Here is a 24,337-nt window from a genome sequence, read left to right on the forward strand (position 1 = left end):
TTCCTCATTTCTGCTATTACATTCGCTTCATAACTATAACGTATTCTCACTTTGAATGCAATATCACGAAGAACATCAAAAAAAATCGTTAAGCGTGCATGCTTAACGATTTTTTATAATTAATCTTTCACTAAGTGATAAACTTTTTTGAAGTAGAACGTTCTAGCAATTAAATAGTAAACGACCTGAATCAATAAGAAAACGCCTAAAACTTGCCAGCCAGCTAATTGCATTGGCTGATCTAACACGGCATACATTGCTTTCAAAGCAACAGCTCCATGAATAAATGAAACAACAATCGGTGTAAAGAATAAAATACCTACTTGTTGGTAAATCATTTTCTTCAATTCTTTTTTCGTCAAGCCAAGTTTGTAAATCATCTTGAATTTTTCAACGTCCGTATTCATATCACTGTATAAACGGAAGTATAAGAAACTACCCGCCGAAACAAAGAACACAATACCGATAAATAGTCCGACAAAAAGAACTGGCGTATAATATTGCGTAATGGCTGCCGACATTGCAGCTGTTCCTACTAACATGGGATACTTGTCACCAATAATATTTTCTGCTTTTATCAATTCTTCACGATTGGTTCCTGCTTTGGGCTGCCAAATTGTTTCTGTTTCCGCTTTGATTCCATCTGTTGAGGTACTATCTGGGATAACAACCACACCGCCAAAAGTCGGTAATACATTGGTTTCTTCTGTTTTATCAATGTTTAAAACTTGATCATTTGCCAATTGAACAGATTTGACATCTACTGATGCAGCAGAAGGAGCATCTTTTTGTGATAAATTAACTACTTTCTCACCTGTTAAAGTTGGTTCATCTATAAATTTTGCGAGTTTATTATATTCAGATGTTTTGATTAATTGGATACCGGCACTTGTTTTGTACATTGTGTAATCAATCTGATCAAACTGAATATTTTTTTCTTGGAATGTTTTTGTCGCAAATTGTTTCATTTCTTGATTTTCTGGGTTGGTCGAATCAGACAATGTCAGTTCGTACGGTACAGAACTTATTCCTTTAAAAATCATCTCGTTCACGCCGTATAACGTTCCAATGGCAGCAAAAGCAACCGTTGATATCACCGAAACCAAGAAGAACGAACGTGCATTATCTTTCATGCGGAATGCTAAATCTGATAAAACGACCATATTGGTTTTTTTCCAAAAGATTTTTGGTTTCCGTTTTAAACGTTCAATGACAGAAACACTCAATTGGTCAAATAAGAATTTTGTCCCTAAAATAACTAAGAAAATTACTGGGAACATCACCATTAAAACTAACTGTCCCTTAGCAACTAAAGCAATTCCGTAACCGACAATTAAAAGTAACACGGCTAAGAAAGATTTAACTTTAGAGCTTTTGATTTCACCTTTACCCATTTCTCCTGCTTTTAATAGCTCTTGAAGTGTCGCTTTTGGCAAGCGGAATTGAATAAAGAAAGAAATTACTAAGAACAAGACCGCAAATGAAATGACAGTAATGATAAACGGCATCACTGGCAAATAAAAACCTAAACCTAGATGCATCAATAAATTGCTAATCCATAAAATAAACTGTGAAAATCCAACACCTAAAATGCTACCAAAAATTGTAGCAAAGAAACCAATCACTAAGTTTTCAATAAAAATCATTTTCTTTAACTGTTTTGGACTCATCCCTTGAATCATCAAGGTTCCAAACTCTTTTTTCCGAGATTGGATAAAGACATCCATCGAGTATAAAACGAATAAGAAAGAGAAACCATAGATTATAATTGCCGCAGCCGTCATTCCCATTTGTGCTTTAGGATTTAAACCATTAGCTAAGGCTGGGTGAAAGACAAAACCAGTGAACGTAAAAAAGATCATCACAGAAAACATTGTACTTAGGAAATAAGCCAAGTATAAATGCTTATTTCGAATCGTGTTTCTTATAACAAACTGATTAAAATTCATTATCGACACCTTCAATCTCAGCCAGTTTCACCATGATTAAATCGTAGAACTCTTTTTGATTGCCATTTTGGACAATTTCATCAATTAATTCACCATCTTTAATAAAGACGATGCGCTTGCAATAACTTGCGGCTAGCGGATCATGGGTCACCATTAAAATAGTCGCCGCTTCTTCTTCATTTAATTGTTGTAACAAGCCCATCACATCCTTAGATGATTTCGTATCTAAGTTTCCTGTTGGTTCATCAGCCAATAATAATTGTGGATGATGAATCATTGCCCGAGCAACGGCGACCCGTTGTGCTTGTCCACCAGAAATTTCTGCAATTCGTTTTTTCAACAGATGATTGATACCTAAACGCTCACTTAATTCTGCTAATTGTCGTTTCATTACAGAGACTTTTTCTCCATCAAGTGTCAATGGCAAAATAATATTTTCTTCAACAGTTAATGTTGGCATTAAATTAAAGCTTTGAAAAACAAATCCTAATTCTGTACGACGGAATTTAGCAATTTGTTCTTGATTCAAATTGTTTGGATTTTTTCCATTTAAAAGTATTTCACCGTCTGTTGGACTATCGATTGTTGCCAATAAATTTAAAAGTGTACTTTTCCCACTTCCAGAAGGTCCCATAATACCAATAAATTCACCATCTTGGACAGTTAAATTAATCCCTTTTAAGGCTTCATATTTAATTTCGTTTCCGTAAACTTTTTTTAAATTTTGTACTTCTAACATATTTTCCACTCCTATTCTTCTCACTCATTTAGTGTATCGAAAACGAAAAAAAACGACAATAGAAAAGAATAACAATGAACTTACATTACTGTAAGTGCACTGTTATTCTTTTAAAAGTTATGCTTCATATTCAATCACATAAGGATGAATCTTCGTATTATAAATAGCTTCTGAATATTCTACGCAACGACCTGTTGGGCTTAACGAACGCCGAATTCTTTTTAAGCCCGTTGTTTCAGTTGTTTGCAACATCTTTTGCTCTGCTTCTGTCAAAGTTGCAACTTCAAAACGGTCTTCAAATTTATAAATTTCAATGGCATGTCGATCCATCAAACGATACAAGGATTCTTCTTTGTATTCAGTCAATGATACGTCTTTCATGGCAGCTGGCAAATAGTAATTAAAATAAATATAGGGTTGTTCATCGATTAGATATAACCGTGAAAGATGAACCACTTCTTCTCCTAAAAATTGATAAGCCGGCATCTCTTTTGACAACGTCAAGTTTTCAACTTGTAAAACTTTTTTAGTTACTTTCTGACCTGATTCATTCAAAAATTCAGTGAATGTCCCTGCTTTTGATAGTTTATTATAGGGACGATTGCTTAACACAGTTGTGCCTCGGCCACTTTTTTTCTCAACAAATTCTTCTGTTGCTAACATTTCGATTGCCCGCCGAATCGTAATTTTACTAACGTTAAACATCTCTTCCAATTCTGTTTCTGTTGGTAAAAACGTTCCTACTGGATACTTGCCACTCAAAATATCTTCTTTAATCTGATCTGCTACTTCTAAATAAAGCACGCTCTTTCTTCTCATGATACGCTCCCTCCCAACCGCACTATTCTTTTCTATTTTACCAGAAAATGATGATTATAACATGATGCTTTGCTGAAATTATAAAAAAAGAACAAAAATAGATAAATTTATCTATTTTTGTTCTTTTGTTTATTGTTCTGGTGTTTCAGGTGCTGCCTCTTCTGATTCCGCTTGTAGAAAGACTTTTCTTGGTTTGCTACCTTCTGATGGTCCAATAACTCCGTGTGCTTCCAATTCATCTACTAAGCGAGCCGCACGATTATAGCCAATTCTAAAACGTCTTTGTAGCAATGAAATACTAGCTGTTTGCATTTCAACCACCAAGTTTTTCGCTTCTTCAAACAACTCATCTTGAGGAGCTTCGCCACCGCCTGAAGTGGTCGGTTCATCTGTTGGCATCATGCTTTCTTGATATTCAGCTTCTTGTTGGTCCGTTACAAACGCAACCACTCGTTCGACTTCTTGATCAGAGATAAAGGCCCCTTGGATACGAATTGGTTTATTTTCTCCCATTGGTAAGAAGAGCATATCGCCTCGACCTAATAGTTTCTCCGCCCCGTTGGTATCAATAATGGTACGCGAGTCTGTCCCACTTGAGACTGCAAAAGCCATTCGAGAAGGGACATTTGCTTTGATGATTCCTGTAATGACATCCACACTTGGCCGTTGTGTCGCTAAAATCATATGAATGCCCGCCGCCCGTGCCATTTGGGCTAAGCGGATAATCGCATCTTCTACTTCATTACTTGCCACCATCATTAAATCAGCTAACTCATCAACAATGACAACAATAAATGGCAGAATCGGACGATTTTCGCCATCTTCCGCATTTTTCTGTTGAATTAGTTGATTGTAACCAGTAATATTTCGGACGCCTGTTGCTGCAAATTTTTCATAACGAAATTCCATTTCTTGAACTACTTTTTGTAGGGCTTGTGCTGCTTTTCTCGGATTAGTAACCACTGGCGTTAATAAATGAGGAATCCCGTTATACACATTCAATTCCACCATTTTCGGGTCAATCATCATTAATTTTACTTCATGAGGTTTCGCTTGCATCAAAATACCTGTGATGATGCCATTGATAGCAACCGATTTCCCACTCCCTGTCGATCCCGCAATTAATAAATGCGGCATTTTTGATAGATCCGCAGTTTGAACCATCCCTGAAATATCTCGACCTAAAGGTACTTCTAATAGTTTATCTGGATGACTTGGTTGTGCCTCAACAATATCTCTAAAGGATACTGTACTAATTGCACTATTAGGAACTTCAATCCCGATTAGTGATTTCCCAGGAATCGGAGCCTCCATACGAACGTCTTTGGCCGCAAGCGCTAAAGCAATGTCATCCGTCAAGTTAACAATTTTGCTAACTTTTACCCCAACAGCGGGTTGAACTTCAAATTTTGTGACAGATGGTCCTAAACTAGCTTTGACTACTTTAGCATCAACACCAAAGCTCTTGAAGGTTTGTTCTAAGACGCCAATATTTTTTTCGATTTTTTCATATTCACCACTTTGATCCGTTGCTTGAATTGTATCTAACAAATCAGTTGGTGGTAGTTGATAATCACGATCTTCCGCTTCTTCAGAAATTTCAAATTCGAGAACACCAGCTTCATCTGCCGCCTCTTCTTCCTGCTCTCGTTGCGGTTTTGTTGCTGCAATTGGTGGTACAGGCATCGCCTGATTTTGCTGTTGAAACGAATCAATTTGAACAGGCGTTGGTGCGGCCGGTTCTTCCACCATTGGTTGGTGGGTTTCAACTGGTGTTTTTGTTAAGCGATCGGCTGCCGCTTGTTCCATACGTTCCCGCTCTTGTAATTTTTGTTGGGCAGCGGCTTCAATTTTTGCTTGGCGTTCTGCAGCCTTAGCTTCTTTCTTCGCTGCTCGCTTCGCCTCTTTTTCTTCTTGTCGCGCCTGTGATTTTGCCGAAACATGACTTAGGCGATCTTGAATACTTTGGAAATGATCAACAATTTGCTGAAAATCCCACATACTCATCAAGAAAATACCCGCTAACAGTAGCAAGGTGGCAATTAAATAGCTCCCAAATTGTGCCACCAAAAAGTACGTTCCTTGATAAAGCAGCGCGCCAATCATACCGCCCCCTACGTTTTGCGTCACCTGGTTGGCTTTTAGATCGCTTTGCAAAAATTCCCAAGTGTTACCTAAAATATCTGGTTGACTGCCACTAACATTTCGAAACATAAAGGCATGGAAAAGTAACAAAACACTAATATAAATCAGAACAGCCCCAAAAATAGGGCGCCCTCTTTTTAACGGAAAATCTTTCCCATAAATCATGACTAATAAGCCATACAGGATTAGTAAAATCGCTGCAAATGGAAAGGTATTACCTACAACTAAGCGTAAACAATTCGCTAATAACGTGCCTAAAAACCCTAAGCGAAAGAGTCCAAAGACACCGAATAAAATAAAAATCAGGCCAAGAAACATATAATTTAAACGTTCTTGTTGTTGCTGTTGTTTTTTGGTCTTTTTCTTTGTCGTACTTTTTTTCTTATTTGTTGCTCTTTTTTGTGCCATTTAACTTCCCTCTTTCCATCACTTCTCATTATACATAAAAATGGAATCGAACAAAAGTGCCCACCTCATTTTACTTGAAAAATCATGGAAATTTTTTAAAAACTTTCATTTAAGAAAAATGAGCGTGGGACAAAAATCACTTTGGATTTTTGCTCCACGCTCAAAAACTGATAAACGGCGGGAACAGAACCAACTCCTTCGGAAATAAGCCGAAATTCTCCAAAAATTAAAGAGCAATTTTCGGAAATTTCTTCTTATTTCTCGGAGCTAAACGGTTCTGTCCCGACCTCATTATTTCTTATTTTGCTGATTCTTAATGGTATAAGTCGAAACGACCTTTAGCCATCATTTCTTTGGTACCACCTGTTTCAAAGAGCGCTTTGTTCATGATAATTTTTTTCATGAATGAAGCTGGGTATCCTTTAATGTCTGTTTTACCAACAATTCCTAAAGCACGTGTATTTCCTACAGAACAAACAGAACCTTGTGATTTAAAGCTGAAAGGTTTAGTTGCTTCCCCTTTCAATTGTGCTTGAATATTTTTAGCAGCATGCGCCCCCATTTTCAAGGCGATTTGTGCTGTCGTTGGGTAAGGTCGATTAGTTTCTGTATCCATAACTGCTGAGCAGTCACCAATAATATAGACGTTGCTATGGTTCGCATCTGTTAAATCTGGTTGAACCATGACACGACCACGACGAGCTTCAAAGCCAGAATCGCCTACAACGTGGCTTCCACTAACACCCGTTGTCCAAATAATTGTTTTAGCAGAAAGTTCTGCCAAGTCGCCTGCTTCGTTATCTTGATAAACAACTGCGCCTGGTTTGATTTCTTTAATCGGTTTACCTAATAATAAATGAATAGCTGAATCTTTTAATAATTGCACACCATAGTTCGCAAGTTTTTCGTTAAACATCGGCAATAGGCGAGTAACTGCTTCGACACAATAAATTTGGATTTGATCTGCTGAGACACCTGCGATTTCAGCAAATTTTGGTTTGTTTTCAACAAGAGAACCTAATAATTCAATCCCTGTAAAGCCTGCTCCGCAGACAACAATTTTTAAGAATTCTTCGTTTTGAGTTGCTTTGTATTGACGCATTTGTTCTTGGATATGTTCATACACGTTTAAAGCCGTTTTCACATCTACCATTTGTAGAGCATGTTCTTGCACACCAGGGATACCAAATGATTCTGATTCAAACCCAAGAGAAACAACTAAGTAATCATAATTGATTGTTTGGCCATCTTCTAAAGCAACTGTTTGTGTTGCAGCATCAATTGTTTTAACTGTTCCTTGGATAAAGGTGGTCATTTTTTCATCGACAACATCCATAATATTGTATGTGATTTTTTCAGCTGGTTGTGTTCCAGCAGCAACTTCATGCAAATCCGTTGCTTCGTAGTGATAGTTGTTACGATCCACTAAAGTAATTTCGACGTCTTTGGCGCCTTTTTGTAATTCGCGTAATGTTTTTAAGCCTGCGTAACCAGCACCTAAAATAACAACATGTTTCTTATTCATTTTGATTCCCTTCCACTCTATAAAAAATTTACAGCCACCACAAACCTATGGCAAAAAATAGCACTTGTGCAGTTGCTCCCACAGCTAAGATCTTCACAGCACAAACAAATGTTTTACTCTTCACTTGTTCCTTCAGTAAGGCTTGGGTTTGTTTCCGTACAAAAGGTAAAGTTAAAAGCATGAGTAACATTGTTGGCGGGGTTAATCCTAAACCGACAGCTAACAAAATGGCTAACATTGCTATTGTATTTAATCCGACGAATAATTTCAAAGAACTTGCTTTGCCAAGGTAATGAACTAATGTATATCTCTTGTTATTTTCATCTTCCTCTAAGTCACAGATATTATTTGCTAACATTAAGTTAGCAATGTAACAAGTGTTAGGTAAGGCGACTAAGAAAATCCCCCATAAATTAGCTGCTGACCAATTGAAAACTTCAAACGTATTAATGTAGACACAAATAAGGGTAATCATGAACCCCATTGTAAATCCTGAGAAAACTTCCCCTAATGGTAGACTAGATAAAGGTTTCGGTCCTGATGAATAAAAAATACCAATTAAGTAACAATAAAGACCCATAATTAATAACGGCCAGCCGACAATAAATGACAACCCAATCCCCATTAAAGCAGAAACGAGAATCATCCAAAAAATCATTTTGCGTATTAATGGCAAAGATAAATTTTCTCGACCGATAATATTCGTTTTTTCCTTATAATCATGAACTTCTGTGGCATGATGGTAATCATTATAATTATCTAAAATATCGACCGCCATATTAAAAATAAACATCGCAATGAAAAAAATTAAAACATAACCAACATGGAGCCGCCCATATTGGTACCAACTAAAACAAATTCCTAACAAAAATGGCAAAACACTAGCTGTTTTTGCTTTTAATTCTACTAATTCAAAAAATATTTCTCGATTCAAACTATCCCTCCGCTACTTTTTTACAAACTTTGTTACTTTTAAAACTTAATTACTGTATTTCTGTCGCCAATTCGTATACAATCAAATAGTATTGAACCACTGAAAGGATCGTAGTATATTTATGAACACATTTTGGAAGTCGTTTCCTGACGTTGAACGTTCTTTAACGGAAACATGTGAATTAATTGAACAAACGTTGCATACACGCAACGAAGACATTGAAGAAGCCTTAGTAACTTTGGCTCGTTCTGGCGGCAAATTATTACGCCCCGCTTTTTTCTTTCTTTTTGCTCAACTGGGTGATGAAGAAAAACAAGAGAAACAACAACTATTAAAAATAGCTGCATCTTTGGAAATCCTACATATGGCTACGTTGATTCACGATGACATTATTGACGATTCTCCATTGCGCCGAGGCGCTGTGACTATTCAATCACAATATGGTAAAGACGTGGCTGTTTACACAGGTGATTTACTATTCACTGAATTCTTTACTTTGATTGCAGATGCCATGAATGGCTCTGAATTTATGAAAATCAATGCACAAGGAATGAAACGGTTATTACTTGGTGAACTCGATCAAATGAGTCATCGATTTGACCGCCGCATGTCGATTCCTGCTTATTTAAGAAGTGTCAACGGCAAAACAGCCGAACTTTTTTCACTAAGCTGTCTTGAAGGGGCCTATTTCGGTCATAGTTCAAAAGAAGTCCAACGTTTAGCTAAACGAATTGGCCGTCATATTGGCATTGCTTTTCAAGTCTATGACGATATTTTAGATTATACTGCCGACACGGAAACCTTGAAAAAGCCCGCTTTAGAAGACTTGTCACAAGGTGTTTATACGTTACCTCTTCTCTTCGCTTATCAAGCAGCACCTGACGTATTCAGCCCTTATTTGGATAAAGGACGCGCCATTACCTTAGAAGAGGCAGCTGAAGTTGCGGCGCTAGTCAATGACTATCATGGCGTTACAGAAGCACAAGCTTTTGCTAAAAAAGTAACCAACAAAGCAATCACTGATATTCAACAATTGCCTGATGGCACAGCAAAAGAAACCTTACTTTCCTTAACTGAGCTCTTATTACATCGTTCATTTTAAACGTTTTATAGAAGAATTGCCATTAATTGAAATAGAAAAACGACTGATTGTTTGCTTTAATCAACAACCAGTCGTTTTTTTATTCCTCGAAAGAACTAATGCCACGATCAATTCGGTAAAGTTTCTGATAATGCGCATTGGTTGCAAGTAATTCTTCTGGCGTACCACTCATCTCTAATTGGCCATCTTCAATAAAGATCACTTGATCCATCAAAGTTACGCCTTGCAAATGGTGGGTAATCCAGATGACGGTTTTATCTTTTAATGCCTCAAAAAAGGTTTCCAGCAATTGCTGTTCTGTAATTGGATCTAAACCAGTAGTTGGTTCGTCTAATAACACAATCGGTGTATCTTGCAAAAGAATCCGCGCTAGCGCCAAGCGATGTCGTTCGCCACCAGAAAAACGCAAACCTGCTTCATCCACCATTGTTTGTAAACCTTCTGGTAATTGGGCAACCATTTCTTTTAAGCCAACTTTTTCTAAAACCGCCCAAACTTCTGCTTCGCTTGCTTCTTCTCTACCAATCCGAATATTATTTAAAATGGTTGTTCGAAATAGGTACGGTGCTTGATGCATAACCCCAATATATTCAGTCATCGTCTCACCAAATGCCTCAGTTGGGATATTTCCTAAAAGGATTTCTCCCGAAGTAGGCCGTAAATCACCACGAATGAGCGAAGCCAACGTACTCTTTCCGGAACCACTGCGTCCTAAAATCGCTAATTTTTGTTTTTCAGGAATTGTTAACGATAAGTCATTTAATACCTTTTTCTCTTGATTTTCATATGCAAAAGACAAATGTTCTATCGATAAACTGGTGCCATTTGGCTGAACAGGCGCTTCTGTTGAGTCATCTTCCCCTTCAGGAAGCTCATTAAAACGACGAATGGAATCCTTATAAATCGTTGTTTCCTGTGCTGCAGCAGGTAGCGGAGCAAAGGCATCAATTAACGGAAAAACGGTTAAAACAAAGGCACCAATCCAATTGGCTGCGCCCCCATGATTACCTGGAAACCGCACACTTGTCCAAGCTAAGACAGCAATCGCAATCACACCAAACAGAAGTTGTAAAACAAAGTCTCGGCCACGGTTAAATTGCTTCATTTTTTCATCTAATGCACGAACGTTTGCTTCATCTGTTTCATAACGAGCAACGAATTCAGAGCCTCGTTGACTAAATACCCAATCAGACACACCTAGAATATTGTCGGTTAGTGTTTGATATAACTCATTTTTGGCATATTTATGTTTTTCTTGACGCGCACCATTCACTAGAACTGAAACAAGTGGTAATAGAAAAACAACCACTCCTAACATCAGTAACATGCATAAAGCAAACCACCAAGAAAAGAAACCTAACGCAATCACTAAAAAGATATACAAAATCCAAGCAATAACGGTTGGGAAAATCGTTCGTAAATACAAGTTTTGGATATGATTAATATCCTCCGAAAGCAAACCTAAGATATCCCCAGTGCGATATTTTGTCTTAAAGAAAATCGCATCTTTTTCTAGTACATTATAAAGTTTCAAGCGCAGATCAGAGGTCATTTTTAACACCCAGTTATGACTCGTTAGACGCTCCACATAACGAAAAACAGGACGGCCAATCCCAAATGCTCTTGTTAAAACAATGGGAATATAAATTAATAAAATATTCTCTGGTAAGGAAGCCGCACGACTGATTAAGTAACCAGACGTAAACATTAATGCCCCTGCGCTAAAGAACGTCAAGAAGCCTAAAAGTAAGGCAAAATACAAGGTTTTTTTATAGCGTTTTAAGAAAGGACGAACCCATTGATCGTTTTTCCAAACGTCTTTCGTTGTCGGCTGTTTTTCCATCATTGGCGTCCTCCTCTCATTTGCTTCATTAATTGAACATAGTAGCCATCTTTTTCAATCAACTCTGCTAGCGTTCCTTGTTCCACTAATTGACCTTTTTCCATCACTAAAATGTAATCCATTTCTTCCATCCAATGCAGACGATGTGTCGCAAAGAAGACAAGATGATTGTTCATTAATGGCAACATGCGCTCTTTCATTTCAACTTCTGTTTCAATATCCAAATGCGCTGTCGGCTCATCAAACAGCAAGACGTGGCGTTTTTGATCGACAAAGGCGCGGGCCAACGCTACTCGTTGCGCTTGTCCCCCACTTAACATTCGACCACTTTCCCCAATCAAGGTATGAATTCCTTCGGGAAGATCTTTAACCAGCTCGTCTAAGCCAACTAACTGAATCGCTTGCTGAATCGCCTCATCTGTTGCTTCAGGTGTATAAAAGCGAATATTGTTTGCCAAAGTATCCTGGAAAATATATGGCGCTTGCGGAATATAAAGGATTTGCTTTTGCCAGTCTTTTTGTAAAAAATGTGGAATCGTCTGACCGTTTATCGCCAATTGACTCGTTTCTTCTGTTGGCAATAAAAAGCCACTTAATAAATTAATTAACGTTGACTTACCAGAACCACTCGCCCCAATAATTCCAATCTTTTTGCGACCATCAACAGAGAATTGCAACGATTGAATCGCTTCTTGCGTTGCATCTTCATAGGAAAAATTTAACGCTGTGACTGACAACTGACTTTCTTGATGCCAATCATCTAACGTGAGCACATCGGTCTGTTCTGCTTCTGGCAATGCTAATACCGCTTGGATCGCTTGAAAAGAGTTTTTTCCATCTAAGGTTGCGTGATAATCACTTGAAAAATCACGAATCGGTAAAAAGAACTCGGGTGCTAAAATTAAAGTAACCAAGGCAGGAAATAATAAAATCGTGCCGTTTAATAAACTTAATCCAAGAAAAACTGCCACAACAGCTACCGATAATGTCGTAAAAAAGTCTAACGCAAAGGTTGATAAAATAGCAATTTTCAATGTACTCATGGTCGCTTTTCTGAATCGTTCACTTGTATGGTAAATACTCCCAGCATATTTTTTACTCAACCCAAACAGTTTCAGCGTGTCAATTCCTCGTAAGGAATCAATAAAATGATTGGAAAGCATTTGAAACGCCGCATATTGCTTGTCCGCTTTACTTTGTGCTGCATAACCTAACACAATCATAAAAATAATAATAATCGGAAAAACAATCAGCAATGTTACGCCTGAACGAATATCTTGTGTAAAAACAAAGGCCAAAATAATCCAAGGAATAATCATCATATTCATCATTTTTGTCAAAATCAATTGTAAATAATTTTCGGTTTGACTAATGCCTTCTAAAGCCATGGTAACCATATTTCCAGTCCCATTTTTTTGAACAACATTTGGCCCCAAACGGAAAATTTTAGTTAATAATTGTTCGCGTAATTCTTTCGAGCGTTCATAACTAAATGTATCGAGCATTCTCTCACGAAAATACGTAATAACATGTCGACCAAGATAAAAAATAAAAAAGAGTAAAATACTCTGTAGTTGTTGGTTAAGATGCCCGCCACTCCAAAGGCCGACAATGGCTTTTGAAAGAAAAAAAGCTTGCCCAATTATAAAGACTGCTTGCAGGAAAGAAAAACCTGCAAGCAAGACAAGAATTTTTTTGATTTTAGGCATCTGTAAGATGTCTTTATCAATCATAGATTTAATACCCCTCTGGTACGGCTGTCTGTGAAATACGTTTTCTGAAAATATAATAGGACCAAGCAGTATAAGCTAACACGAATGGTAAAATGCTTAAAGAAATCCACGTCATAATTTTTAGTGTATATGGTGTGCTTGTTGCATCTTTAATCAACAAATCAAAACCTTCACTACCAATCATAACACGTGGGAACAAGCCACTGAACAAGAGAGCAACTAGTACAACTAATGTTAAACCACTCGCTAGAAAAGCTAACATCTCTTTGCGTTTAAACACCCCAACATTGGCAATGACCGTTAAGACCACAATTGCTAACGTTAAAATTAAAGTGACCGCAAAGTTCTTTTCATAAAAGTCCGTTTTGAAGTACATCAACACTGCAAAAACAACTAAACCGACATATAAAACGCCGTATAAGATTTCTGCATAATTTCGAGCACGTTCGCGAATTGGGCCTTCTGTTTTTAAAGCAATATAGTTCATGCCGTGTAAGTAGCAAAGTAATGTTAAGGCTACTCCACCAACAATTGAAAACAGATTAAAATAATCCGTAAATTGCGCATGCATATTGCCGTTTGCATCTAAAGGCATTCCTTGGACTAAGCTGATAAACAAAATACCAAAGAAGAACGGTACAAGGAAACTACCAATTGATAGCGTCCAGTTCCACATCCGACGACGTTTACCTTCCGGCATGTTGTGGCGGAATTCAAAGGAAACTCCGCGAATAATTAAGCCAAATAAAATCGTAAATAGAATTAAATAGTAGCCACTAAATAATGAAGCATACCAATATGGGAAAGAGGCAAACATTGCGCCGCCCGCTGTTAATAGCCAAACTTCGTTTCCGTCCCAGACAGGTCCAATTGTTGCAACGACTTGATCTTTTTCGTCGTCATTGTGTGCCAACGTTTGAACGGCCATTCCAACACCAAAGTCAAATCCTTCTAAGAAGAAGAAACCTGAGAACAAGACGCCGATAAGGACAAACCATAATAATTGTAGTGTACTCATTCGCCAAATACCCCCTTATCAAATGGATCCAACGCTGGTTCATTTTCTTTCGCTAATTTTTTCGCTTCATAGTCCGGTCCTTTACGTAATTCTAAAATGACCAAGTAAACCATGACACTACCTAAACCAGCAAATAATAAGAAATAAATGACATTTGACGTAATTAATGAAGCAACCGATACATTTGGTGAAACACTTTGTTCAATCGTAAATAATCCATAGACAGTCCACGGATAACGACCTAATTCAGTGACTAACCAACCTGTTGTATTGGCAAGGAATGGTGCGAACGTACATAAAGCAACAATCCACAGCATCCATTTCTTCTCGTACAGAGATGGTTTTTTCTTCCTTGTAAAGAATAGTCCTAAGGCAGCAACCAATAACATTAAGGCACCAAAACCAGCCATGATACGGAAGCTCCAGAATAAAGTGTTAACTGGTGGATAATAATTTTTATCATCCCCATATTTTTCTACCAAGCGTTTGTTGACTGTATCCATCCCATCAACCGAACCTGATAATTTGTTATACGATAAAATACTTAACATATACGGAATATCGATACCAAAAACTTGTTTATGTTCCCGTTCATCTGCCCAAGCAATCAATGTCCAAGCAGCAGGATCATCAGAGTCTTCATAGGCCCCCTCCATCGCCGCAAATTTCATTGGTTGTCCTTCAATTAGAGCTTTCATTTGCAAGTCGCCAGCTAATAAAACGCCGATTGAACCGAACAAAGTAACCCATAAGCCAATGCGCATAGATGCTTTGTGGAATGAAATATCCCGTTTTTTCAACAATTGGAAAGCAGCCATACCAGCTACTGCCATGCCGCCCAATGTAAAGGCGCCCATGATAACGTGTGAAAATTCATACCAAACTTTTGGATTGCTGATGACAGCTACAAAGTCCACCATTTCAGCACGGCCATTATTGATGACATAACCTACTGGATGTTGCATAAAACTATTGGCAACTAAAATCCAGAAAGCAGACATCATTGAACCGAATACGACTAACCAGATAAAGGTTACGTGAACTTTCGGATTCATTTTATCCCAAGTAAAGATCCATAAACCTAAGAATGTTGACTCTAAGAAGAAAGCTAAGAGCGCTTCTACCGCCAACGGTGCCCCAAAAATATCTCCGACGAATCGAGAATAATCAGACCAGTTCATCCCAAACTGAAATTCTTGAATAATCCCGGTTACAACCCCAACAGCGAAGCTTAATAGGAATATATTTCCCCAAAACTTGGCCATTTTACGATAACGTTCCTCTTTTTTCACAACGTACATTGTTTCCATAATTGCTACAACAAGTGCTAATCCTATTGAAAACGGTACGAAGAAAAAGTGGAAAACTGTTGTCATCGCAAATTGGATTCTCGCCAATGTTACAATATCAAACATATTATTTCCTCCCTGATTTGCCTCCACACAAAGAAACAAGCTTACCTGAATTGTTCATTTCCATTAGCGATGACTCCTTTTATCTACGAAACTAAAAGAAAATTCAAGTGAACTTTTCCAAAAAGTGTGAAAATGCATGTAATATAGAATAATTCCAATCTAAGTATACAACTTTCTGAGGCAGAAACCAAACAATACAGAAGCATTTCTCACAATTTTTTTAGGTGCTCCCAAGATTTCTTCCCTTTCTTCTATCAATAAAAAAAGCCCTTCCTAAAAAAAGGAAGAACTAATCTCAATCTATCAACATTTTGACTTATCACTTGATTAGTTCCCAAAAATTGAAGCAGCTCGTCTTTGATGATAAAAATTCTAATCTTGTGATGAAAATTACGGATTGCTTGAGGTGATAGTTTGTTTTTTAACAACATGACTATAAAACAGGGGAGAAAAAGCCAAATCAAAAAAGTTTGTTTTGGTACCATTCCAAACAACATGACTCTAAAACGAATTGATAATTGAAGCCTTAACAAGTAATGTTTTGGCACCATTCTAAACAATATGACTCTAAAACTGATCCAACCTGTCAGAAAATCCACGATCAGTTTTGGTACCATTCCAAACAACATGACTCTAAAACAAGGTATTGCTACTGTGATTGGATATAAATGTTTTGGTACCATTCTAAACAACATAACTCTAAAACAAACGGCAATCATGTTCTCTTTTGCTTCTTGTTTTGGTACCACTCTAAACAACATGACTCTAAAACTTTCTATACGATTGTTTTCTGTAAAATTATGTTTTGGTACCATTCTAAACAACATGACTCTAAAACAATAATATTTGCATCCAATTTCCCAAGCGTGTTTTGGTACCATTCTAAACAACATGACTCTAAAACAATAATATTTGCATCCAATTTCCCAAGCGTGTTTTGGTACCATTCTAAACAACATGACTCTAAAACCTAATATTTGAGCTGTTCGTTCTAACTTATGTTTTGGTACCATTCTAAACAACATGACTCTAAAACGATTTGGTATACCATGTAGACATTGCAACAGTTTTGGTACCATTCTAAACAACATGACTCTAAAACCTCGGAGAATTATTTTTTCTCCATGATTCCGTATTCGCATCACTTATCCATAGCTAGATTTCAGTTTAGAAGGTCTGAATTTTTTCTTCACGTTTATTATACCAAACTTTCTTCTTCTTGGCGGAAAAACCCACCATTTTTCAATGGTGGGTTTTCTTTATTTAGTAGCTGTAACAGCGAGCCAGATTTCACTATACTTAGCTTCTGCTGGTCCTTGATATTGCGTAAACGAAATTTCTGGTGCTGCAACGACTTGGTAACCAGATGAAGGCAACCATTCAGAGAATATCCTTGCCCAGGTTTCTTGTAAAGTTTGAGGGAAAGGACCTTCATTTGGAAAAACCGCCCATGTATGAGCAGGTACGCTTAGTTGCTCCAAATCTTCATAGGTATTTTCTTGCGAAGTGGCAAAGCCAATCATGTGTGTCATTTCTCCACCTTCTGTTGTTCGTCCCTCTTGAAAGTCAAAAGAAGCATTTACTACTTGATAAGGATATACATCATCAAATGTATGCATTTCCGCTCGTTGTTGTGGTGTAATGCGCTGTGCTAATTCCATGATTGCTTGATTTTCCCCTTGATACTGCAAGGGAACCTTCTGACTAACTCCGACTATTTGAAACGCTGGTTTTTCAATCAATTTAACATCCATTGATTGTCCTCCTTTAATATCAATATAGAAAGAGAATTTAGGGAACGTTTTTTGGATTTGTGTTTTCATTACTTCAGAAGGGGCTTGTCCTGACCAATCGCGAAAGGCTCTTGAGAATCCTTCAATACTTTGATAACCATATTTAAAAGCTACATCTGTCACTTTTTCACCAGCAAGTAATGCTAAATTTGCTTCCGCCAAACGTCTCTTTTTAATATACTCAGCCAGACTCATCCCCGCAATAAACGAAAAAGTTCGTTTAAAATGGTAAACAGAAATCCCTGTCTTTTTCGCCAATTCATCGAAGGATACTTCTTCCGTTAAATGTTCTTCAATATAATCCATTGCTTGATTCAAATTTGCGAGCATCCGTGTCCCTCTCTTTCTATTTGAAAGTTTACTAAAGACCAACAAGGATGACTTGATTATTTAGAGCCAACATTCGTCAAGTCGCTACTCTTGATTCATAGCGGCTTTTAAGGCCTGTGCTAAAGCACTTTCTTCTGGTTCGTCTGGTTGTGAATATTTTTTCATCAAACGACGTTCTTCATGTTTAGTCATTTTTTGTTTTCGTTCTTTTTTATCGGGAATTTTTTCAATAATCGAACAGAATTTACATTTGAAAGAACGACCATTTTTTCCTTCTATGATGACCATTTTTTTATGGCATTGTGGGCAACGGTGATTGGATACTTTAGGATCTTTTCGCCGACGATAAGAACATTCTTGGTTTGTACAAACGTAAATCTTCCCATCTTTCGTATTTTTTTCCCGTAAGTTTGAGCCACAATCTGGACATTTTTTGTGCGTAATGGAAAAATCTTGATATTTTTTCTCGCTTTGTTTAATTTCACGGACTAATTTTTTCGTATCCTCTTCAATATCCTTTAAGAAAAGTTGACTCTTTTGTTGACCCGAAGCGATTGCTTCGAGCGATTTTTCCCATTTTTCCGTTAGTTCAGGTGTCACAAGTGATGGATTCACCAAGTCTAATAGTTGCTTTCCTTTGGCAGAGACACTTAAACCGCTATTGGTTCGTTCCATCAATTCTGATTTAATCAGTTTTTCAATGATTTCAGCTCGCGTTGCCGGTGTGCCTAAACTGTGTTTCTCCATTTTTCCTAACAACGTTCCTTCGGTTAATGGTTTTGGCGGCGACGTTAATTCTTTGTTAATGGTAAAGTTTGGCGCAACGGTCATGCCTTTTTGCCATTGGACAGTGGATAGCGGCTGTTCGGCTGTTGTTTTCCAGCCAGCAACAACTACTTTATTTTGATGAAAGACAAATGTTTCTTTTCCAAAAGCGACTGTAACTTTTGTTTGTTTGGTTTGATTTGGCTCAGCAAACAAACCTAAGAATCGTTGAACAATCATTTGATAGATTTTTTGTTCATCATTACTTAGCTTTTCATAACGAGGACGTTGTTCAGTTGGAATCAACCCATGGTGATCTGTGACTTTTGCATTTTGGAAAACTTTTTGTTGTTTAACAACGGCCCCATTTTTAAGGTAGCCTTTCACTTCTGGTGAAAAATCAGCAATGGCTTGAAGGCGTTCTTTCATCGTTCCTTTCATATCCGTCGTTAGATATTTGCTGTCAGTTCGAGGATAGGAAACAATTTTATGGGTTTCGTATAAACTTTGTACAAGAGACAACGTTTTCTTTGCAGAAAATTGGAATCGCTGATTGGCTTCACGCTGGATTTCGGTTAAATCATATGGTAACGGCGCATTTTCTGTTTTAACTTTTTCTTGGATATCGGTAACTAAGCCCTTTTGTTTTGAGAGTTCTTTGACTAATTGCTCTGCTTCCTGCCGTTCTTTTAAAGCGTATGGATTTTTTTGGGTCATCTTTGCTTTTTCTGATTCAACAGTTAACGAGATAGTAAAATAAGTTTGAGGCTTAAATTGTTCAATCCTTTTTTCTTGTTGGCGTACCATTGCTAAAGTTGGTGTTTGAACACGACCTGCGGATAAGTTATCTTGATATTTCACTGTCAAGGCCCTTGTGACGTTTAGACCCACTAACCAGTCAGCTTTTGCGCGCGCCAAGGCAGAGTAATACAAATTATCGTAGTCTTTTGCTGGGCGAATTTTCTTAAACCCGTCTTTAATGGCTTTGTCTGTTTGAGATGAAATCCATAAGCGTTTGACTGGTTTGTTAAAACGGACATATTCTAAAATCCAGCGGGCCACTAATTCACCTTCACGACCAGCATCGGTGGCAATCACGGCTTCAGAAACATCTTTACGATTAGCTAATTGTTTAATCGCTTTTAATTGATGTCCCGTTTTCGGTAACGGTTTAATCCCTAAATTCTTAGGAATCATCGGTAAAGTTTCCATTTGCCACGTTTGCCATTCTTTGTTTAAATCTTCTGGCATTTTTAGTCCTAAGAGATGGCCTAAAGCCCATGTGACAATCACGTTGGGTCCTTCATAATAATTCTTATTTTTTTGATTTGCTCCTAAAACGCGGCTTAAATCTTTTGCTACGCTAGGTTTTTCAGCAATAATTAATTGTTTTGCAACCACTAGTTTCGCTCCTTTTTGAGTGCTATCTTTTCGTATTATACCAAATATTAGCTCGATTTTCTCTAAATTCCGAGAATAGAAAAAGAGTTTAAAGAAAATTCCCTGAGGTTTTTCTTTAAACTCATGCGTTTCAAATAACTTTCCGTTTGCAGAATTTTGTTTTGCCAAAATGATTGGATATTGTGGTAAACTCAGCTTTATTTTCAAAAGTAACCGCATGATGATTTTCTAGTAATGCTAAACCGAAGTATTGTTGTAAATCTTCATCGCATTCTTCACACCAGCGTTCTTCCCCATCATTCCAGAAAGCCGTTAAATAGTTAGGCTTTGTGTTGACGTATGTATAATTCTGAGAAAGTTTTTGCCAAACTTCCACATAATATGTCTCTGCATCGGTCAAGTTATCGAAGGTTTTTTCTTGAACAATGTCCTCTTGCCAATCATCAAAAAACCACCAAGGTTCATTGTCGCCATACATTGTAATTACTTGATACATTGAACCGCTCCTTTTTTTGCTACTGTAGGTATCATAGTCACTTTCTGAAAAAGTTGCAAGGATTTGGTTTCGGACTGAGAAATTTTTGAAATTTATTTTATCCTGCCACTTCTAAAGAAGCAATAAAATCTTCAATCATGCGACGATAACTTTCTTCCGGCGTGGCTTCTTCGCGTTGAAAATAACCTAAAAAACGTAAGGTAATATAACCATGGATTAAGCTACGTAGTTCTCGACTTTTGTGCAGTCGTTCTTCATTATTAAATGGATAAAAAGCTAAAAGTTGTAAGATAATTTGATTGGTTTCATGGATGCCTTCAATTAATTGTTGGTTTTGCGTTTTCGGCACACTGATAAGTAATTCATAGACTGCAGAATTTTCAAAAGCAAATTGTTGGTACGTTTCAGCATATATCCGAATTGCTTCTGCGCCACTCTTACCCACTAAGGCTCTTCGCAATGCATCATTTAATTCTTGAATTAACAAGTCCACTAGAGCATTTTTTACTTCAGCAATATTTTTAAAGTGATTATAGAGTGAAGGATACTTGATGCCTAAATCAACGGCTAAATTTTGAAAGGTTAATTGTTGAACGCCCAATTCTTCCGCTAGATTGCGGGCACTTTCAAGGATTTTGGCTTTCGTTAAATTCCGTTTTTTTGCCATCTTTCTGACGCCTCCAATTCTTAAATTTTGGACAAGTATTAGTTTATCATATCTATTGACTCTTTTTAAACTATAAATTATAGTTTATAATAATAATTTGTAAACATTATTTTTGAAAGAAGGCTGTTTGGCATGCATATTACCAACCGTTCTCATTTGGCCGATCGTTATGGCAAACGAACCAGTGCAGAATTTTTATTACACGAACGTCCTATTTTATCTTTTCCTATTTCTTTAGCGGCCATTCCTAAAGAAGCCCGCTATTTATCCTGGGAATTAATTGATTATGACACGATTCCTCTAATCGGTTTCCCTTTTATTCATTGGTTAGCTGCCAATGTTCCTGTAACCAATGAGATTCCTGAAGACTTTAGTCGAACAGCACTCAAGCCTACCATTCAAGGAAAAAATAGTCTTGCTTCTCCTTTGGGGAAACAGATGATTCCTGCGCTTGCCACTGAAACGTTACCTGAGTTAACCGAACGTTATCTGGGGTTAAGCCCTCGCTCTGGTGTGCACACCTATACGTTATATGTGTACGCTACAAAAAATCCACTAAATTTAAAAGAAGGCTTTTTTGCGAATGAATTGCATCAAGCATTGAATGATCAACGACTCGCCAAAGCCAAATTTGAATTTCTTTACTAGAAAGTGAGGAAATAGAATGTATGAATTAATTAAAAGTAAAATTTTCCGTCCAAGACAACCTTGGGAAAAAAATCTGCTCGTTTTATGGTTTGGCACATTTATGGCTGGTATTGGCTTTAGCTTAGTGATGCCATTTATGCCTCTTTATATCAACACATTAGGTACTTTTACCCACCAACAATTGAATTTTTGGAGCGGAATCACGTTCTCTTCCACTTTTTTAGTCACAACCATTGTTTCACCTTGGTGGGGCCGTTTAGCCGACCGAAAAGGACGCAAGTTAATGTTATTACGCGCTTCATTAGGGATGGCTATCGTCATTAGTTTAATGGGCGCAGTCACAAGTGTTTATCAATTGATTGGCTTACGCTTATTACAAGGTGTTTTTTCTGGTTATATCAGTAATGCGACTGCGTTAGTTGCTACAGGCACACCTAAGGAAAAAAGCGGTCAAGTGCTTGGTACTTTAGCCACTGGTTCTGTTACCGGCACGTTGCTTGGTCCTCTTTTGGGCGGTGTCACTGCGTCTATTTTCGGTTATCGGCCAACCTTTTTCATTACTGGTACGATTTTATTACTCGTTTTTGTTTTGAGTCTCGTCTTTGTCCATGAAGAGTTTGTGCCAATTGAAAAAAATCAAGCCGCATCTGGGAAACAAATTTTAAAAAAACTAGAACATCCCCACGTGATTCTTGGAATGTTTATTACGACATTAATCATTCAAGCTTCCAATAATTCAATTAGTCCCATCATCAGTTTATATATTCAACAATTGTTGGGTGGTCACGGAAATGTCACCTTAATTAGCGGAGTCATTGCTTCTATTCCAGGGATTGCAACGTTAATAGCCGCCCCTCGTTTCGGCCGGTTAGGCGATCGTATTGGCAGTGAACGCATCTTGACAATTGGCTTAATTTTAGCCATTTTCGTTTACCTACCAATGGCCTTTGTTCAAAATGTCTGGCAGCTTGCCATGCTTCGTTTCTTAGTTGGGATTTCCGATGCCTGTTTACTACCAGCTGTTCAAACGTTGATCACTCGTTATTCCCCAAGTGACGCTGCAGGTCGTATTTTCAGTTACAATCAATCTTTCCAAGCGACAGGAAATGTGATTGGTCCTATGATTGGTTCAAGCGTATCTGCCGCTTTCGGTTATCGTGGAGTCTTTATTTCCACTTCTTGTCTGGTTCTCCTTAACCTTCTATGGGTTCGTCGAAGCACCGCCGAATTAAAAAAAAGAGAAAAATGATGACTAAGTTATACACAGAAAAGTTATCCACAATTTGAATTTTTAATTTTTCTCTTTTTCTTATTTTAAAAAAAATAGGCATATAAAACAAAAAAGAAAAGCGGATATTTACTGGTTTTATGACCAGCATATCCGCTTTTCTTTTGGTTAACTATACGCTTTTTGTTTCACAACTCGTGAAACTTTTTAGACGTATTGTAGTTCTTTTTCATCTTGGTAGGCGCGATCAATTAAGCCACCCCCTAAGCATTCCATCCCATCATAAAAAACAACAGCTTGACCTGGAGTGACTGCGCGCGCTGGTTCCTTAAACGTAACGGTTGCTTTTGTGCCATCTTCAGATAAGGAAACATGCACTGGGATATCTGCTTGACGATAACGGAATTTAGCCGTACAGTCAAACTCTTTTGGCATTGGTGTATCAACAGTAAAATGAACCTCACTAGCTTCTAAATGTGTTGCATATAGTTTTTCATGGTGAAATCCTTGTCCCACATATAATGTATTGGTGGTTAAATCTTTCCCAATCACAAACCATGGTTCTTGTGTTTTACCGCCGCCACCAATTCCTAAGCCTTGGCGTTGACCGATAGTATAATACATCAGACCATCATGTTGTCCTTTGATTTCGCCATCTTCTGTCACCATGTTGCCTTTTTTAGCTGGTAAATAATTACTCAAAAATTCTTTGAAATTCTTTTCACCAATAAAACAAACGCCCGTTGAGTCTTTTTTCTTGGCTGTGGCTAATCCAGCACGTTCAGCAATTGCACGAACTTCTGATTTTTCCATGCCACCCAATGGAAACATTGTTTTTGCCAATTGGGCTTGTGATAATTGGCTTAAAAAATAGGTTTGGTCTTTATTATTGTCAATTCCACGTAACATATGCACTACGCCATTTTCATCCGTTTCTACTTGCGCATAGTGGCCAGTTGCAACATAGTCAGCGCCTAGTTGCATAGCATAATCTAGGAATGCTTTAAATTTAATTTCTTTATTACACATGACATCTGGATTTGGTGTCCGTCCTAACCGATATTCTGCTAAAAAATATTCAAACACACGGTCCCAATATTCTTTTTCAAAATTGACCGAATAATACGGAATCCCAATTTGATCCGCTACTTTTGCGACATCTTTATAATCCTCAGTTGCGGTACAGACACCATTTTCGTCTGTATCGTCCCAATTTTTCATAAAGATCCCAATTACATCATAGCCTTGCTCTTTTAAAAGCAACGCTGTGACAGATGAATCGACACCGCCACTCATGCCTACCACGACACGCGTTTTGCTGTTATCTGCCATTTTATCACCATCATTTCAATTAGATTCTGAAATCATCCACGATTTGA

Annotated in this window: 18 protein-coding genes and 1 CRISPR repeat array; of the genes, 3 read left to right on the forward strand and 15 right to left on the reverse strand. The window is 37.6% G+C overall.

The features are described 5' to 3' along the window. Window positions 1-119: 119 nt before the first annotated feature. The 6 genes from IGJ46_RS08245 to IGJ46_RS08270 all read right to left on the reverse strand — a co-directional run bounded on the left by IGJ46_RS08245 (window position 120) and on the right by IGJ46_RS08270 (window position 8,519). Window positions 120-1,949, reverse strand: a complete 1,830-nt coding sequence (locus IGJ46_RS08245; protein WP_218391170.1) for an ABC transporter permease — start codon at window positions 1,947-1,949, stop codon at window positions 120-122. Next, the gene (locus tag IGJ46_RS08250) at window positions 1,939-2,688 is read right to left on the reverse strand and encodes an ABC transporter ATP-binding protein (protein ID WP_002381711.1); all 750 of its coding nucleotides are present in this window, start codon (window positions 2,686-2,688) and stop codon (window positions 1,939-1,941) included. Before IGJ46_RS08250 ends, IGJ46_RS08245 begins: the two co-directional genes overlap by 11 nt. A 117-nt stretch (window positions 2,689-2,805) precedes the next feature. Continuing rightward, window positions 2,806-3,507: a GntR family transcriptional regulator gene (locus IGJ46_RS08255; RefSeq protein WP_002356983.1), complete on the reverse strand. Its 702-nt coding sequence runs from the start codon at window positions 3,505-3,507 to the stop codon at window positions 2,806-2,808. Between the two features lie 129 nt (window positions 3,508-3,636). After that, a complete protein-coding gene (locus IGJ46_RS08260; RefSeq protein WP_218391171.1) occupies window positions 3,637-6,060 on the reverse strand; it encodes a DNA translocase FtsK in 2,424 nt (807 codons plus the stop codon). A 313-nt stretch (window positions 6,061-6,373) separates the two neighbouring features. Continuing rightward, on the reverse strand, window positions 6,374-7,585 hold the full coding sequence (locus IGJ46_RS08265; protein ID WP_002360017.1) for an NAD(P)/FAD-dependent oxidoreductase: 1,212 nt from the start codon (window positions 7,583-7,585) through the stop codon (window positions 6,374-6,376). Between the two features lie 28 nt (window positions 7,586-7,613). Next, complete coding sequence (locus IGJ46_RS08270) at window positions 7,614-8,519, reverse strand: prenyltransferase (RefSeq protein ID WP_002360016.1); 906 nt, start codon at window positions 8,517-8,519, stop codon at window positions 7,614-7,616. Window positions 8,520-8,640: 121 nt separating this feature from the next. Here IGJ46_RS08270 and IGJ46_RS08275 point away from each other — a divergent pair, with 121 nt between their 5' ends. Further along, window positions 8,641-9,621, forward strand: coding sequence for a polyprenyl synthetase family protein (locus IGJ46_RS08275; protein ID WP_002360015.1), 981 nt, complete (start codon window positions 8,641-8,643; stop codon window positions 9,619-9,621). A gap of 79 nt (window positions 9,622-9,700) precedes the next feature. Here IGJ46_RS08275 and cydC read toward each other — a convergent pair whose 3' ends face one another. From cydC to IGJ46_RS08315, 8 genes are all read right to left on the reverse strand, one after another. Then, window positions 9,701-11,467, reverse strand: a complete 1,767-nt coding sequence (gene cydC, locus IGJ46_RS08280) for a thiol reductant ABC exporter subunit CydC (protein ID WP_002364246.1) — start codon at window positions 11,465-11,467, stop codon at window positions 9,701-9,703. Next, window positions 11,464-13,197, reverse strand: a complete 1,734-nt coding sequence (gene cydD / locus IGJ46_RS08285) for a thiol reductant ABC exporter subunit CydD (protein ID WP_002364369.1) — start codon at window positions 13,195-13,197, stop codon at window positions 11,464-11,466. The genes cydC and cydD overlap by 4 nt, the downstream gene beginning before the upstream one ends. Before the next feature lie 4 nt (window positions 13,198-13,201). Next, complete coding sequence (cydB, locus tag IGJ46_RS08290; protein ID WP_002356976.1) at window positions 13,202-14,215, reverse strand: cytochrome d ubiquinol oxidase subunit II; 1,014 nt, start codon at window positions 14,213-14,215, stop codon at window positions 13,202-13,204. Next, complete coding sequence (locus tag IGJ46_RS08295; RefSeq protein ID WP_002356974.1) at window positions 14,212-15,630, reverse strand: cytochrome ubiquinol oxidase subunit I; 1,419 nt, start codon at window positions 15,628-15,630, stop codon at window positions 14,212-14,214. Before IGJ46_RS08295 ends, cydB begins: the two co-directional genes overlap by 4 nt. A gap of 472 nt (window positions 15,631-16,102) precedes the next feature. After that, a CRISPR array of direct repeats spans window positions 16,103-16,732; the repeat unit is 36 nt; unit sequence GTTTTGGTACCATTCTAAACAACATGACTCTAAAAC. 157 nt (window positions 16,733-16,889) lie between these two features. Beyond that, window positions 16,890-17,753 (reverse strand): AraC family transcriptional regulator, encoded by an 864-nt coding sequence (locus IGJ46_RS08300; RefSeq protein WP_002398073.1) that lies wholly within the window; start codon window positions 17,751-17,753, stop codon window positions 16,890-16,892. Window positions 17,754-17,837: 84 nt separating this feature from the next. Beyond that, window positions 17,838-19,919, reverse strand: coding sequence for a DNA topoisomerase III (locus IGJ46_RS08305; protein WP_305733578.1), 2,082 nt, complete (start codon window positions 19,917-19,919; stop codon window positions 17,838-17,840). Between the two features lie 130 nt (window positions 19,920-20,049). Beyond that, a complete protein-coding gene (locus IGJ46_RS08310) occupies window positions 20,050-20,415 on the reverse strand; it encodes a DUF1033 family protein (RefSeq protein WP_002356966.1) in 366 nt (121 codons plus the stop codon). A 97-nt stretch (window positions 20,416-20,512) separates the two neighbouring features. Further along, on the reverse strand, window positions 20,513-21,082 hold the full coding sequence (locus IGJ46_RS08315) for a TetR/AcrR family transcriptional regulator (RefSeq protein ID WP_002356965.1): 570 nt from the start codon (window positions 21,080-21,082) through the stop codon (window positions 20,513-20,515). A gap of 132 nt (window positions 21,083-21,214) precedes the next feature. Here IGJ46_RS08315 and IGJ46_RS08320 point away from each other — a divergent pair, with 132 nt between their 5' ends. Beyond that, window positions 21,215-21,730 carry a YbhB/YbcL family Raf kinase inhibitor-like protein gene (locus tag IGJ46_RS08320; RefSeq protein ID WP_002362073.1) on the forward strand — a complete coding sequence of 172 codons (516 nt, stop codon included), beginning with the start codon at window positions 21,215-21,217 and terminating at the stop codon, window positions 21,728-21,730. Between the two features lie 16 nt (window positions 21,731-21,746). Next, entirely contained in the window at window positions 21,747-22,979 is a 1,233-nt protein-coding gene (locus tag IGJ46_RS08325; protein ID WP_002369152.1) for a multidrug efflux MFS transporter, read from the forward strand. A gap of 186 nt (window positions 22,980-23,165) precedes the next feature. Here IGJ46_RS08325 and mnmA read toward each other — a convergent pair whose 3' ends face one another. Beyond that, window positions 23,166-24,290 carry a tRNA 2-thiouridine(34) synthase MnmA gene (gene mnmA / locus IGJ46_RS08330; protein WP_002362075.1) on the reverse strand — a complete coding sequence of 375 codons (1,125 nt, stop codon included), beginning with the start codon at window positions 24,288-24,290 and terminating at the stop codon, window positions 23,166-23,168. Window positions 24,291-24,337: the final 47 nt, after the last annotated feature.

Source organism: Enterococcus sp. AZ120, from assembly GCF_050546165.1.
Lineage (GTDB): Bacteria > Bacillota > Bacilli > Lactobacillales > Enterococcaceae > Enterococcus > Enterococcus faecalis.

Coding starts and splice junctions, on each gene's coding strand:
- IGJ46_RS08245 (WP_218391170.1), bottom strand. CDS start 1,949: ATGAATTTTAATCAGTTTGTTATAAGAAACACGATTCGAAATAAGCAT.
- IGJ46_RS08250 (WP_002381711.1), bottom strand. CDS start 2,688: ATGTTAGAAGTACAAAATTTAAAAAAAGTTTACGGAAACGAAATTAAA.
- IGJ46_RS08255 (WP_002356983.1), bottom strand. CDS start 3,507: ATGAGAAGAAAGAGCGTGCTTTATTTAGAAGTAGCAGATCAGATTAAA.
- IGJ46_RS08260 (WP_218391171.1), bottom strand. CDS start 6,060: ATGGCACAAAAAAGAGCAACAAATAAGAAAAAAAGTACGACAAAGAAA.
- IGJ46_RS08265 (WP_002360017.1), bottom strand. CDS start 7,585: ATGAATAAGAAACATGTTGTTATTTTAGGTGCTGGTTACGCAGGCTTA.
- IGJ46_RS08275 (WP_002360015.1), top strand. CDS start 8,641: ATGAACACATTTTGGAAGTCGTTTCCTGACGTTGAACGTTCTTTAACG.
- cydC (WP_002364246.1), bottom strand. CDS start 11,467: ATGATGGAAAAACAGCCGACAACGAAAGACGTTTGGAAAAACGATCAA.
- cydD (WP_002364369.1), bottom strand. CDS start 13,197: ATGATTGATAAAGACATCTTACAGATGCCTAAAATCAAAAAAATTCTT.
- cydB (WP_002356976.1), bottom strand. CDS start 14,215: ATGAGTACACTACAATTATTATGGTTTGTCCTTATCGGCGTCTTGTTC.
- IGJ46_RS08295 (WP_002356974.1), bottom strand. CDS start 15,630: ATGTTTGATATTGTAACATTGGCGAGAATCCAATTTGCGATGACAACA.
- IGJ46_RS08300 (WP_002398073.1), bottom strand. CDS start 17,753: ATGCTCGCAAATTTGAATCAAGCAATGGATTATATTGAAGAACATTTA.
- IGJ46_RS08310 (WP_002356966.1), bottom strand. CDS start 20,415: ATGTATCAAGTAATTACAATGTATGGCGACAATGAACCTTGGTGGTTT.
- IGJ46_RS08315 (WP_002356965.1), bottom strand. CDS start 21,082: ATGGCAAAAAAACGGAATTTAACGAAAGCCAAAATCCTTGAAAGTGCC.
- IGJ46_RS08320 (WP_002362073.1), top strand. CDS start 21,215: ATGCATATTACCAACCGTTCTCATTTGGCCGATCGTTATGGCAAACGA.
- IGJ46_RS08325 (WP_002369152.1), top strand. CDS start 21,747: ATGTATGAATTAATTAAAAGTAAAATTTTCCGTCCAAGACAACCTTGG.
- mnmA (WP_002362075.1), bottom strand. CDS start 24,290: ATGGCAGATAACAGCAAAACGCGTGTCGTGGTAGGCATGAGTGGCGGT.